Here is a 14,434-nt window from a genome sequence, read left to right on the forward strand (position 1 = left end):
CTATCAAGATAAAAGGTTCTTTGGCAAAAATACACAATAATCTTTATATTCATAGAGTTAGCTATAAAAACGTATGAACTAATTTTGTGTAATTAGATAATCCAAATACCATCCAAGACAGTCTACCGGAAATGTTAAGAGATGATCAATGACCTTAGAACTCTTATAAACTCGTCTACATCTTCTTCTGTCGTATCAAAAGAAGTTACCAGACGGATTTCATTCCTCTCTTCGTTCCAGAAATAAAAGAAATAAGACTCCAGCATGCGGTCGATAACCGGGCGAGGCATGGTGAGGAATAACTGGTTACTTTCGGCTTTTTGAGTGAAAGTTACTTCGGGCAGTTTCTTCAATTCAGTGTAAAGTTTGGCAGCCATTGCATTGGCATGGTTGGCATTCTTCAGCCAGAGGTTATCTGTGAGATATGCCGTAAACTGGCAAGAGAGGTAACGCATCTTCGAAGCGAGCTGGGCGGATTGCTTACGGATGAAGCGGGCTTCCGGTTGCAGGTCTTTATTAAATACAATCACACACTCTCCCATCATCAGTCCGTTCTTCGTTCCGCCAAAACTAAGAATATCGACTCCGCAGTCTACTGTCAGTTCCTTTAAGGAAAGATTCAAAGCGGCACAGGCATTGGCTATTCTGGCTCCGTCCATGTGTACATACATACCATTCAGATGGGCAAAGTCAGTCAGACGTTTTAACTCTTCGGGAGTATAGATGGTGCCAAGTTCGGTACATTGGGAAATATAGAGAGCTCTGGGTTGCGAATGGTGCTGATCGCCGAAACCATGCAGATAGGGTTGCGTCAATTCCGGGGTAAGCTTACCGTCGGGAGTGGCAATCGGGCGAATCTGACAACCTGTCATTTTCACAGGAGAGCCGCATTCATCTACATAGATATGAGCCGTTTCCGCACAAAAGATGGAATGATACGGACGGGTCATCAGCTGCAATGCTACCACGTTGCTACCCGTTCCGTTAAATACAAACAAGGGGACACAGTTGGGCGTAAAGGTTTCCTTTATTTTCGCTACGGCTTCTTCTGTCCATTTATCATCGCCATATCCTAAAGAATGGTCTATATTAGCCCGGTTCAATGCTTCCATTACCAACGGATGCACACCGGAATTATTGTCGGAGGCAAAACTTCTCATTGTTTCTTACATTTTAATTCGTGATGCAAAGTAACAGAATTATTTCCGGAAATCCATTGAAAGGAAGAAACATAAAGCAGAAAAAGGATAAAAAAACAAGAATCTCCGAAGTGCTGACTATGCTGTCATTCCTCCGGAGATTCTTCTGTTCTCGTTAAAGCGTCAAACTCTTTCAGCCAATATAAACATTCACACAGAGATATACATAAAGCTCTTCATCGCACTGATCGAACTCTATTTTGCTCTCTCTTGACAACCACCCCAAAGCGGCACCCAGCTCTTTATCTTTCAGCCCGGATTTTCTCTTCAAAAGTCCATAGCTCCACTTCTCATTATTACTAAGCAGTTGCCAAACCTTACCGGCATTCACACCGATTTCATTTCTGTTCATTTTTCTAGAGTAATTAAGAGGTTTAATACATTAGGTTAAGATTTCGCTTATAAAGATAACAAAAGGATATTGCAATTGTTTATACATCTTTACTAAAAAGTTGTTACAGAATTAATTTTAACATAAAAGTGGTGATGTGTCCCGACACAAAGGCGTTATTAGCATATGTTAAATCAGAACTTTTCTTTGCAGCCATCTGTTATTACATAAAAATCAATCCTAAACCAATTACAGCTATGGCAAAAAAAATAGCAGAACAGTTGATAGATACTCTGGTAAAATCCGGAGTTGAACGCATCTACGCCGTAACAGGCGACAGTCTGAATGAAGTAAACGAAGCAGTCAGAAAAAACGATCAAATAAAATGGATACATGTGCGCCACGAAGAAACAGGGGCGTATGCCGCTGCGGCAGAAGCACAACTGACCGGTCGCCCGGGATGCTGCGCGGGAAGTAGCGGGCCGGGACATGTTCATCTGATTAACGGCTTGTATGACGCACACCGGTCCGGCGCACCGGTAATCGCCATCGCCTCTACAATTCCCACCGGAGAGTTCGGTACGGAATATTTTCAGGAGACGAATACCATCAAACTTTTTAACGATTGCAGTTATTATAATGAAGTAGCCACTACTCCCACACAATTTCCACGTATGCTCCAGTCGGCCATACAAACGGCTGTCACCCGCAAAGGGGTGTCCGTTATCGGGCTTCCGGGTGACTTGGCAAAGGCTTCTGCCGTTGCTGTCGACTCGTCGGTTATCAACTATCCTGCCCCACCGGAAGTTTGTCCGTCGGAAGAAGATCTGGCTCAATTAGCTGACATGTTAAACAAACATACGCGTATCACTCTTTTCTGCGGCATCGGTTGCCGGGGAGCTCACGAGGAAGTGATTGCTCTTTCCGAGAAGCTGAACGCTCCGGTTGTATATACTTTCAAAGGAAAGATGGAGGTGCAATATGAAAATCCGTATGAAGTGGGTATGACCGGATTGTTGGGAATGCCGTCAGGCTATTACAGTATGCATGAAGCCGAAGTGCTTCTCATGCTCGGCACAGACTTTCCTTATTCCGCTTTCCTGCCGGATGACATCAAGATAGCACAGATTGATATAAAGCCCGAACGTCTGGGACGTCGTGCAAAGGTGGATATCGGACTTTGCGGTGATGTTAAACTGAGCATCCAAAGTCTATTGCGTATGCTGAATCCGAAGACAGATGATTCGTTCCTGTTGAAACAACTCAAAAGATATGAAGGCGTAAAGAAGGATCTGGCTGCTTACACGGAAGATAAAGGCGACGTAAATAAGATTCATCCCGAATATGTGATGTCCGAAATAGACAAACTAAGTTCGGACGATGCTGTGTTCACAGTAGATACGGGAATGACTTGTGTGTGGGGAGCACGTTATCTGCAAGCGACAGGCAAACGCCACATGCTGGGTTCTTTCAATCATGGTTCTATGGCAAATGCTTTGCCGCAAGCCATCGGTGCCGCACTAGCTTATCCGGATCGCCAGGTAGTGGCGCTTTGCGGAGATGGTGGCTTGTCTATGACTTTAGGAGACTTGGAAACCGTTGTACAATATAAGTTACCAATTAAAATTATCGTATTCAACAACCGTTCATTGGGAATGGTGAAGTTGGAAATGGAAGTGGACGGATTGCCGGACTGGCAGACAAATATGTTGAATCCAGACTTTGCTCAAGTGGCCGAAGCAATGGGAATGACCGGATTTAATGTCAGTGATCCGGAAGAAGTGTTGACTACCTTACTGAATGCATTTGAGTTGGACGGTCCGGTACTTGTTAATATCATGACTGATCCGAACGCACTGGCCATGCCTCCCAAAATTGAATCCGGTCAAATGGTGGGCTTTGCACAATCAATGTATAAGTTGTTAATCAACGGTCGTTCACAAGAAGTAATTGATACGATCAATTCTAACTTTAAGCATATACGGGAGGTATTTTAAGTTATTCTATTTTTAATATTTTCATAACCTCTCTCAAGGTATGACCTACTATTATTGTCAATTTCAATAAGGTAAGTCATACCTTTTTATAGTCTATCTTGAGGTGATAATCATTTTATTTTCTTATGTTTGTAATCATCAAAAAGCAAAAACACATGGAAAAGACCGACTCTTCGCCTTTATCCCGACAAGCGCTGTACGCAGATAAAAAGCAATGGAATCAATTCCTTTCTATTTTTTTATTGGCAGTGGGCGTTGGTTTTACAGTGGCAGGAATTATCTTCTTCTTTGCCTACAACTGGGAGGAATTACCCAAATTTGCAAAGTTAGGAATAGTAGAAGTGTTATTAGTAGCTTCTGTCCTGCTCGCTACATTCACGCATTGGAATAAGCTCGTCAAACAAATTCTCCTGACCGGAGCTACATTCCTGATAGGCACGCTTTTCGCTGTCTTCGGACAAATCTACCAAACGGGAGCCGATGCTTACGATCTTTTCCTTGGATGGACTCTCTTCACTATTCTCTGGGCGGTTGCTATCCGTTTCGCTCCGTTATGGCTGACGTTCATCGGATTACTTTGTACTACGATATGGTTGTACAATATACAGATTGCCAATGCCAACTCCTGGGAAATGACTTTGCTGGCCAATGCAGTAACCTGGATATGTGCCTTAACAACGATCATCACGGAATGGATGAGTGTAAAAGGTCATTTGGACAGCAACAATCGCTGGTTTGTCAGTCTTCTTTCACTGGCTACTATTATACATACCAGTTTTCTGTTAATGATGGCAATCTGCGAAGAGAATGCCATATTGTCTGTTCCTCTCATAAGCACCCTCCTTTTATTCTCTGCGGGACTTTGGTATGGATGGAAAATAAAAAGCCTGTTCTATCTGGCTATCATTCCGTTTGCTGCGTTAATGATTCTATTGACTACATTCATATCACAAAGCGGTCTTAGGGATGTTCAGGTATTCTTCTACGGAGGGGTTATTGTCATCACCGGAACAACTTTACTCATTTACATCATTCTTCATCTAAAAAAGCAATGGTATGACACAGAAGCATAGCCTCACCATTCAAGCCGTATCTATTATCGGAGGAATCCTGACGGCTATTTTCTTTCTGGGATTTCTGGCACTTGCCAGAATCCTCCGCTCCGATATTTCTTGCCTGATTGTAGGAAGTATATTAATTCTCGCTACCCTAACAATCAGCCGCATGGTGATCCGGTCTTTTCTGGATGCAATGAACATCACTTTATACATAGCCGGGTGTGTATTGATTGGTTTTGGTATAAATGCCAGCATTAATATCCTCTTCACTACACTTATAGGAATCAGTATTCTCACATTCTTGTTATCAAGAGGGTTTATCCTCCCCTTTCTTTCAGTCATTCTGTTTAATATATCTTTCTTCGGAGAAGCCGCCCATGTCTTTTCTTCATTTTATCCCTTGCAAATAGCTGTAGTTCCTATCCTTGCACTATTTCTATTTGCCAACATCTTTGAAACTAAGTTGTTTGAATGTATAGGAACAGAGAATTACTTTTCCAAATACAAACCATTTCATTTCGGATTATTCATATCCGGTATCGTCTCACTGGGAGGATTATCAATCAATTATCTGATATCAGAAACAAATAGCTGGCTTGTATCCTGCATACTGTCTGTTTGTATATGGATCGGTATTCTTATAATGGTTCAACGAATCATGCAGGTCATGAAAGTGGATCATCCGGTGAACCAGATTGGTATCTATATTCTTTGTATTGTTATCTGTCTGCCTACCGTGTTTGCTCCTTATTTATCCGGCAGTTTGTTGCTGATTCTAATATGTTTCCATTATGGCTACAAAGCGGAGTGTGCTGCCTCGCTTCTTCTTTTTATCTATGCCGTTTCCAAATACTATTATGATTTGAATTTAAGCCTGCTCACCAAATCCATGACACTTTTCTTCATCGGAATTGCATGTATTACAGCCTGGTATTTCTTCACTCAAAAAAGAACAAGACATGAAAAAGTATAGCCGAATATTGATTATTGCAAACCTGATACTGCTACTGGGATATTTCAACTGGTCGGTTTATAAAAAAGAGCAAACTTTGAAAGACGGACAGTTGATTTTGTTACAGCTAGCTCCCGTCGATCCCCGCTCTCTTATGCAAGGAGACTATATGAGGCTTAGCTACAAAGAAGCTTCATCAGATCTGCTAGACCAACAAACTGCCATACGCGGTTATGCCATACTTCAAATTGACAGTAATCAAGTAGGAAAAATAGTGCGGCTGCAAAACGCTTTAGAGCCTGTAAACGACAATGAGCTAGTCATCAAATATAAAATAGTACGTCACCGGATCTTCCTCGGTGCCGAGTCTTTCTTCTTTGAAGAGGGACAAGATACTCTTTATCAAAAAGCCGTATATGGCGGGCTGAAAGTGGATGGTAAAGGACAAAGCCTGCTCGTAGGACTGTATGACGAGAACTTCCATTATATTCAATCCGATAAATAAATAATAATGAAAAAGCCCGGACTTTCGCAAGCCCGGACTTTCTATATTCTCAAAACATCTCCTTAATCTATAGGGAAATAAGGGACTAGCAAATTGGTTTCTAGTGCAAATAAGGAGATGTTATGAAATAAAGAAAAGGGATACCTGTGGGAAATAAGGGAGGTATCCCTTTCTATAAGAAGAACAGAATTGGAAGGATTGACTTTCACAAGCCAAATCCTTCACTCTGTTTCTTCTCGGCGTATTCTTCACACAAGGTGAAGAAGGGTTTTATTATTCTGAATTTGGAGTAGTTTCAACTGTAATACAATCCTTTGCTTATATAAAGCATTAAGAGGTTTGAAGCAACTCTCCAATTTTTCTTCTTATTCTGCCGGAATAGTTACTGTAATTGTATTCTTTCCTTCATAATTCTTAATTGTACCCCACTTAGATGTAGCTTTTACTTCTACAGTATAAGTTACAGCTTCGTAGAAATGGTGAGATTTACCTTCTGCTGTAAAGGTCACCTTTCCTGTAGCATCATCAAGAGACAGATAAGTTGACGCAGCTGCTTCTTTGAATTCAAAAACAGGAGCTGCCAGACCATAGATATCAAGAGGATTAGTAACTGAATTTGCAAATCCATTGCTTCCTGTTCCTACTACCACAGCACCATCCTTCCACATAGTCTTACCTGCCAAATCATTCCAAGCAAAACCTGTTGAAACATTATATTCTACAGACTTATCAGATAAAGAAAGAGTCGTTGCAGTCGGAGCAACCCAAGTTCCACTAATATCTTTCACTTCAACAATACCTTCAATCGTATCCTCAACTTTACCATTATAGCTAGCTTTAATAGTAAACTTAACTACAGCAGGTACAGTCTTACCACCAACAGTCATCTTACCAGTATAGAGATCTTTATCAAACGTAAACTTAGCCTCGTTTTCATCATAGCTAACGCCAGCAATGCTATTTTCCGTAATGTTAGTAGTAATTACGAAAGTACCACCTTTAGCCAAAACAGCAGCTTTAACAGCATCAAAGTTGGAGAATATAGTAGCAAGCTTAAATTCGGAAGTAATAGCAGTAGCCGCTGTCTCAGAATCTTTTGTCGGAGTAAAGCCTGTACGAGTTTGATCTGAAGACCACATTTCCGACACTCTAGCCAATTTAGCCAAAGTGATAGGCTTAATCTTAACTGGAACATTTACAACAAGCGTATAGCCATCTCCTTCGAACTTAGCTGTTGCGGTATAATCACCAGCAGCTGTATTTTTAGGAATGATTAAAGTCAAGGCATTATTTGCACCATTTTCTAAGCGTATACCTATTGTAGGAAGAAGTTCAACCAAACTCAAACTTTCATAAGCTGATGGGCGGATATTCACAGCCGGATCGTTATAAATGTCAGCAACATTTAGAACTACTCTCTCCTCTGCAGCAACTGCTGTTTCATTAGTCCAGTCACGTTCTACCAAAGCATACGCATGTATAAGTTCATCAATAGTACGTGTTACTTTTACAGTTCCTAACTTTTTAGGATTATCAGAACTAGTTTCCAAATAGAAACCTGGAGCCGTTACTTTAGCCATAACATTAGCAGTTTTATCCAAAGAAGCAATCAGACCGGATGTTTTTAGACTAACGCTACCTGCAGTAGAAACTTCAAATAGATTTGCATCTGTTCCAGTCAAGCTATAAGTCGTCGCAAAGATATTCTCTACATTCAGTTCTTCTAATGTTTTTGTAAATGCTGTGCTTCCACTTGCAGTTGTTGTATATGAAACCGTCAAAGTTCCAACTCCTGAATAATCAACCGGTTGGGGAGCATCATAGATAATCTCGCCTGCTTTCTCTGTTACTACCTCATAATAAGCAGTCTTCAGATAATAACTAGACTGTATCACTGCGATATAATCAGAATTAACATTTGTCGGAGTCAATCCTTCTTTACCTTCCGCATCTTTTGTGCTTACAATATTCAAAGATATCGCATGGCTCTTTTCGCTTGAAGTTGTTAATGATACTGTAAGAACACCAGCTTCACAGTTCTTCACTTCTACGGCAAACGGTTCAGCAGCACGAGTCCAGTTACGTTCTTCAGCATTTAACTTGATTTCGTAGTTTTTATTGAAATCCTCCAATGTCATAGCAGCAGAAGCCGGAGAAATACGGAATTGCAATTCTTTTGCATCTGCACTCTTCGCTGCAACAACATAAGAAGATGAGGTTGAAGTTTTCTTAGCATACAAAGTATAGAAATCTACGCTACGATCTATGCTTGTAGGAATATATACTACACTCTGAATCATACCTTTAATAGCAACACCCAGTTTTGCAAGGTCATCTTCTAACGTATCTATACGGCTATTTACAGTCGTCAGTTCTGCTGAAACAATCGCCTTGACTTTTTCACTGAATTCTGCGCTTGCATAAAGACCGGAAAGAGTCGTTTTAAGAGATTTCACCTCTGCAATAACGGCTTCTACACTCTCGAAACCATTTTCTACCGCTTTATCTTCCAATGCTGTTTGATAGTCTTCCAGCGCAGTCAGTTTAGCAAGGATACCAGTTTTATCAGCATTAATAGCAGCATACAATTCTTTAATAACATCTGCTACAGTTGCATCCTCTCCGGCAAGAGCAGCAACTTCCTTCATACTGCCAAAGTCTGCAAGAACCTTTGTTTGAATAGCATCATTTATTGCAGCGGCAATCTCCCCATCTTCTCCCAAAGCTGTGGCAATTTCATCACTGATAAGTCCTGACAGTTTTGCAGATTCAACGTAGTTCTTCAGCTCTTCTTTTGTAGCGAAATTGACTTTTAAACCATCCAATTCCTCTTTAAGGGCTTCCAGCTTTACAATTCTTGCTGTCAAACCATCAATATCAGACTTTTGAAGTTTCTTCAGTGCTTCTAAATCATTCTTAGCTGTTGCCAAGTCTTTTGTCAGCTGGTCGACCGTTGCCTTATCAGCAGTCTTTGACAATTTGTCCTCCAAATCAGTAATTTTCAGACCCAAATCTTTAATTTGAGAATCCTTATTCTCCAATTTTGTCTTTAAATCAGCCAACTGACTTTCCAAGGCACTTTTAGCCGCATTAATGGCAGTTTGCATGTCTCCCACGCTTACAGGATTGTTTGACTTGATCTGGTCAATTTGTTCCTGTACACTTTTTATGTCATCATCATAGTCCTTACAACCTACATAGGTGACAGTAGAAAGCGCCAACGCCCCGAAGAACATCACTTTTACAAATTTTCTTTTCATAACTACTTAAAAATTACATTAATAATATATTATTAAACACTAAGTTTCAATAATAGACTGCCCGTTACTTTGTAGGTAACGGGAAAACCTTTGTGCCTGCTCTTCGGGAGTAGTCAATACTGAAAAATAATACGATATGCAATGAAACTTTTTTACCCCTGCTTCTGAAAGGCAGTAGAGGGAAGGAGATCTTTTGCAAAAATTTAGAAGTTAACAAAGCCCTAATACAAAGAATCCGCGTGTTTTATTTGGTTAATTCCTGTTTTGAGTAGTTTATTAGAAAAAATGTATGATTTCGTTTGGTTGTTTTAAGAAATATGCTCATATTTGCACCGATATTCATTCCCGTTACCTACAAAGTAACAGAGTAATTTTCAAGCGCTTACACCTACAACAGAGCGTTTCACGAAGTCAAGAACTTGTTTATTTGCTTCATCAATTTTCTTACTTCGGAAAGGTTTCAGATAGGTTTCAGTGACGGTGATAGACGAATGTCCCATCGCTTCGGAGATAATGCCCGGATGGATTTCACAATAATAAGCTGTCGTAGCCCAGGTATGGCGGGCGGTGTACGAGCTCAACTTATCGGATAATCCCAATAATTCACCTAGCAACATCAACTGTTGGTTAAAGCTGCGCAATGCCAACTGATATTCGCGATACGCCTCTTTGGTTCCTTCACGGCTTTTCAACAATGGAAACAAATAAGGAGAAGAAGGATCACGATTCATATACTTCTTCACCAGGATCATCGCTTCGGGAGTCAATGTCACTGACAATGGCCGTCCTGTCTTACGTCTGCGATACGTTATTACGTTATCACGCAAATCACTCTTACGCAAATAAGCGAGATCCACAAATGGCATACCACGAAGCGAAAACATCAGAATAAATAACTCTTGCGCCTGATATACCGCTAATGGCACACCGGACGTACGAGACAATTTTGCAAATACCTTTTTCATATCTTCATCGCCCAATGCACGTTTATGGTCGGCACGAGTACCGGTATAAACAGAACGGAACAGATGAGGTACATAAGAAGCTTTCCGAAGATCAACGGCACGATTGTAAACCGCACGAAACGTGCGCAAATAAGTGGAAACGGTGTTCCAACTGCAACCACGACTGCGAAGATATACTTCAAATCCCTTTAACCACTCCGGACTCACTCCATCAAAGGTGAAGTCCACTTTCCCACTATAAGCAATGATGGCATTCAGACTGCTACGATAGACGTGCGCAGTACCGAAGTTTCCCTCCACCTGTAGCCCGTTAGCTACCTGCTTCATAAATGTTAATACTTTCAACATCTCACTTTTATTAATAAATTTGATTCTAAATATACGAAGTATTCTCATTACTAAGAATACGTTGACCAAACAAAATATAAAGCAAGGATGTTTTGAAAAGATCAATTTGCAGAATAGATTGATAATAAAAAGAACGAGGGTACCCTTTTCGGACACCCTCGTTTTCATATTCATTCAGCGAAAGCCGGAATTACATCATTCCGCCCATGCCTCCCATTCCGGGAGCGCCCATCGGCATTTCTGGCTTATCTTCCTTCTTTTCTACAATTACACATTCAGTAGTCAGGAACATACCAGCGATAGAAGCTGCATTTTCCAAAGCTACACGAGCAACCTTAGCAGGATCTACTACACCGGCAGCGTGCAAGTTTTCGTAAACGTCCGTGCGGGCATTGTAACCGAAATCACCTTTACCTTCACGTACTTTCTGAACAACTACTGCACCTTCTTTACCAGCGTTAGCAACAATCTCGCGAAGCGGTTCTTCGATGGCGCGTTTGATGATACCAATACCAGTTGTTTCATCGGCATTATCACCCTTCATTCCTTCCAAAGAATCAATAGCACGGATATAAGCTACACCACCACCCGGGATGATACCTTCTTCGATAGCAGCACGAGTTGCACGCAAAGCATCGTCCACACGGTCTTTCTTTTCTTTCATTTCTACTTCAGAAGCAGCACCTACATAGAGAACAGCTACACCACCTGACAATTTAGCCAGACGTTCCTGCAATTTCTCACGGTCATAGTCAGACTTAGTTGCTACAATTTGTGCTTTGATCTGTTCGCAACGTTCCTTGATGCTATCTTTGTTACCTGCACCGTTTACAACAGTTGTATAGTCTTTAGTAACTGTAACTTTGTCAGCAGTACCCAACATTTCGATGGTAGCCTGTTCCAGTTTCAAACCTTTTTCTTCGCTGATAACAACACCACCTGTCAGGATAGCGATATCTTCCAGCATTTCTTTACGACGGTCACCGAAGCCCGGAGCTTTCACAGCACAGATCTTCAATTGAGAACGCAGACGGTTTACTACCAATGTAGTCAATGCTTCGCTATCTACATCTTCTGCAATTACCAACAGAGGACGACCTGTCTGTACAGCAGGTTCGAGGATAGGCAAGAAATCTTTCAGGTTAGAAATCTTCTTGTCATAGATCAGGATGTAAGGTTTCTCCATCTCACATTCCATCTTTTCCGTATTTGTCACGAAGTAAGCAGACAAATAACCACGGTCGAACTGCATACCTTCTACTACACCGATAGTAGTGTCTGTTCCTTTTGCTTCTTCGATAGTAATCACACCGTCTTTAGAAACTTTACGCATAGCGTCAGCAATCAATTTACCGATTACCGGATCGTTGTTTGCAGATACAGTGGCAACCTGTTCAATCTTGTCATAGTTGTCACCTACAGTTTCAGCCTGATCCTTGATTGATTCTACCACTTTGGCAACGGCCTTGTCGATACCACGTTTGATATCCATCGGGCTAGCACCGGCAGTTACGTTCTTCAAACCTTCAGCTACGATAGCTTGTGCAAGAACGGTTGCAGTAGTTGTACCGTCACCGGCATCGTCACCTGTCTTAGAAGCAACTTCTTTTACCAACTGTGCACCAGTGTTCTGGTAAGCATCTGCCAATTCGATTTCTTTTGCTACTGTCACACCGTCTTTTGTGATGTGCGGAGCACCGAATTTCTTCTCAATGATAACGTTACGTCCTTTCGGGCCCAGAGTTACTTTTACTGCATTTGCCAAAGCATCGACACCTTTTTTCAATTGGTCACGGGCATCGATATTGAATAATATTTCTTTTGCCATCTCTTTATTTACTATTTAAAGATTTACTATTTACTATTATTAATTAACCCAAAACAGCGAGAACATCGCTCTGACGCATAATCAGATATTTAGTACCTTCAACGTCAAGTTCTGTTCCGGCATATTTACCATAAAGAACTGTATCGCCTACTTTCAATACCATTTCTTCGTCTTTCGTACCGTGACCTATTGCCACAACTTCACCCTTCAAAGGTTTTTCTTTTGCTGTATCAGGGATAATGATACCACCAATTGTTTTTTCTTCTGCAGGTGCAGGGAGGATAAGCACTCTGTCTGCTAATGGTTTAATGTTCATAGTTACTTGTTATATTTTAGTTATACATTTAATAGTAGATGTTACCCGCCATTTTTCAGGCGGAACGCTAAAGTTATTGCGAAAAGCGTGCCAAAGTAAATAAATGATTCTTTGTCAGAAATAGACTGACAAAATGACTGACAACTTGCATTGTATGGCAAAAAAGTATATTTGTCACCTACTTTTTAAACAAAACAAAAGGATTATTCCTTATAATGACGTATATTCGTAAACGAACCATCAAATGCACTGTATAAATAATATGAATGGAATAGCATCCGGCCTCATCATCGCCTCTTGCGTCTTCTACTCCTGCACTTCGCGTACAGGAGAGATTTCTCCTGTACACGAACAACAAACAGACTCGCTGTCACAGGATACAATAGTTCAACCCGAGGTTAAACCTGTTAATAAAAAACTCACGGCAGAGCAGATAGAAATCTCCAAAGATTTATTGTATGACCAATACACATTGGAAGATACCTATCCTTATAAAGACACTACCCGGCAGTTTCAGTGGGATAAAATCAAAGAACGGCTGGCATTACTCGAAAATATACAGTTGCAGCCTTCCACCTGGGCCATTCTCCAGAATTACAAAAACAGAAATGGAGAAGCACCACTTGTGAGAAGTTTCAAAAGAAACGCTTACGGACGAGCGGCAGATACTCTTGGCATAGAACGTTACCAATCCGTTCCGCTTTATCTATTGACTGACACATTAGTACCCGAACGTTACGGACAGGATGGGGAATTAACCCGTTTTATCGAAGATGGAGAGAAATTCATAAAAGCAGAGCCAATGTTTACCGGAGATGAATGGATGATTCCTAAAAAATATGTCAAAGTAATCGGAGATACGATTGTTTTTAACAAAGCTGTTTTCGTAGACCGCCACAATCAGAATATCGCTTCTCTTGAACGTAGCGGAAAAGGGCAATGGGTGGTTCGCAGTATGAATCCTTCCACTACGGGACGTCATCTGCCCCCGTATGCACAGGAAACTCCTTTAGGAATGTTTGTTTTACAAGAAAAGAAAGTGAAAATGGTATTTCTAAAAGACGGCTCGAAAGAAACGGGAGGTTATGCTCCTTATGCGAGTCGTTTCACGGACGGGGCCTATATTCACGGAGTACCGGTCAATGCTCCCCGCAAGACGCAGATAGAATATAGTCCGTCGTTGGGAACTACTCCACGCTCACACATGTGCGTGCGGAATGCAACTTCCCATGCCAAGTTTATCTATGACTGGGCCCCCGTAAATGAAACTATTATTTTTGTATTGGAATAACCGTTGAACAAATCAGCATCGCCATTCCCTGATTCTTATTATCTATCTTATGAAATATGGTTAGAAAACATATTCTCTATAAGGAGGAAACTTACTTTCTTCCTTGGGAAAAGTTGCTTTTCCCTTATCCCAAACTATAACTGCAAGTTCCGGTTATAAAACTGCAACTTTCAGTTATGTAATCAAAAGTTTCAGTTATATAATCAGAACTTGTGGTTATAGTTTATCTTATACTCTAAACAAGTTTTCTCCCTATGCAAAAGAAGTTGGCATAGGATGAAAAGAAACTTACCTATACGTACTTGAGAGAGAAAACAAAGAGGTCCGAACTCTTCAGTCCAGACCTCCAATTATAAAAAGGGATTTCTTTATCCCAGATGATCT

11 protein-coding genes are annotated in these 14,434 nt (G+C 40.9%); 5 read left to right on the forward strand and 6 right to left on the reverse strand.

Annotation, left to right across the window (positions count from 1 at the left end; all coding sequences use genetic code 11):
* Nucleotides 1-134: 134 nt before the first annotated feature.
* Nucleotides 135-1,160, reverse strand: coding sequence for a threonine aldolase family protein (locus DXA54_RS02205; RefSeq protein WP_120078896.1), 1,026 nt, complete (start codon nucleotides 1,158-1,160; stop codon nucleotides 135-137).
* Between the two features lie 172 nt (nucleotides 1,161-1,332).
* A complete protein-coding gene (locus DXA54_RS02210) occupies nucleotides 1,333-1,551 on the reverse strand; it encodes a winged helix-turn-helix domain-containing protein (RefSeq protein ID WP_004301053.1) in 219 nt (72 codons plus the stop codon).
* Between the two features lie 236 nt (nucleotides 1,552-1,787).
* Between DXA54_RS02210 and DXA54_RS02215 the strand changes: the two genes are divergently transcribed.
* The 4 genes from DXA54_RS02215 (at nucleotide 1,788) to DXA54_RS02230 (ending at nucleotide 6,042) form a co-directional block, all read left to right on the forward strand.
* Complete coding sequence (locus DXA54_RS02215) at nucleotides 1,788-3,527, forward strand: thiamine pyrophosphate-dependent enzyme (protein ID WP_120078944.1); 1,740 nt, start codon at nucleotides 1,788-1,790, stop codon at nucleotides 3,525-3,527.
* 155 nt (nucleotides 3,528-3,682) lie between these two features.
* Nucleotides 3,683-4,600: a DUF2157 domain-containing protein gene (locus DXA54_RS02220; RefSeq protein WP_120078897.1), complete on the forward strand. Its 918-nt coding sequence runs from the start codon at nucleotides 3,683-3,685 to the stop codon at nucleotides 4,598-4,600.
* The gene (locus tag DXA54_RS02225; protein WP_004307156.1) at nucleotides 4,584-5,558 is read left to right on the forward strand and encodes a DUF4401 domain-containing protein; all 975 of its coding nucleotides are present in this window, start codon (nucleotides 4,584-4,586) and stop codon (nucleotides 5,556-5,558) included. Before DXA54_RS02220 ends, DXA54_RS02225 begins: the two co-directional genes overlap by 17 nt.
* A complete protein-coding gene (locus DXA54_RS02230; protein WP_004307158.1) occupies nucleotides 5,545-6,042 on the forward strand; it encodes a GDYXXLXY domain-containing protein in 498 nt (165 codons plus the stop codon). The genes DXA54_RS02225 and DXA54_RS02230 overlap by 14 nt, the downstream gene beginning before the upstream one ends.
* Before the next feature lie 365 nt (nucleotides 6,043-6,407).
* Here the strand turns inward: DXA54_RS02230 and DXA54_RS02235 are convergent, their stop codons facing one another.
* From DXA54_RS02235 to DXA54_RS02250, 4 genes are all read right to left on the reverse strand, one after another.
* A complete protein-coding gene (locus DXA54_RS02235; RefSeq protein ID WP_120078898.1) occupies nucleotides 6,408-9,302 on the reverse strand; it encodes a MepB protein in 2,895 nt (964 codons plus the stop codon).
* A gap of 374 nt (nucleotides 9,303-9,676) precedes the next feature.
* Entirely contained in the window at nucleotides 9,677-10,615 is a 939-nt protein-coding gene (locus DXA54_RS02240) for a tyrosine-type recombinase/integrase (RefSeq protein ID WP_120078899.1), read from the reverse strand.
* A gap of 190 nt (nucleotides 10,616-10,805) precedes the next feature.
* Nucleotides 10,806-12,443, reverse strand: coding sequence for a chaperonin GroEL (gene groL, locus DXA54_RS02245; protein WP_004301061.1), 1,638 nt, complete (start codon nucleotides 12,441-12,443; stop codon nucleotides 10,806-10,808).
* A gap of 43 nt (nucleotides 12,444-12,486) precedes the next feature.
* Nucleotides 12,487-12,759 carry a co-chaperone GroES gene (locus tag DXA54_RS02250; RefSeq protein ID WP_004301062.1) on the reverse strand — a complete coding sequence of 91 codons (273 nt, stop codon included), beginning with the start codon at nucleotides 12,757-12,759 and terminating at the stop codon, nucleotides 12,487-12,489.
* Nucleotides 12,760-13,003: 244 nt separating this feature from the next.
* Here DXA54_RS02250 and DXA54_RS02255 point away from each other — a divergent pair, with 244 nt between their 5' ends.
* Nucleotides 13,004-14,050 (forward strand): L,D-transpeptidase, encoded by a 1,047-nt coding sequence (locus DXA54_RS02255; RefSeq protein ID WP_120078900.1) that lies wholly within the window; start codon nucleotides 13,004-13,006, stop codon nucleotides 14,048-14,050.
* Nucleotides 14,051-14,434 lie beyond the last annotated feature (384 nt).

Source organism: Bacteroides sp. OF03-11BH (genome assembly GCF_003604005.1).
Taxonomy (GTDB): domain Bacteria; phylum Bacteroidota; class Bacteroidia; order Bacteroidales; family Bacteroidaceae; genus Bacteroides; species Bacteroides ovatus.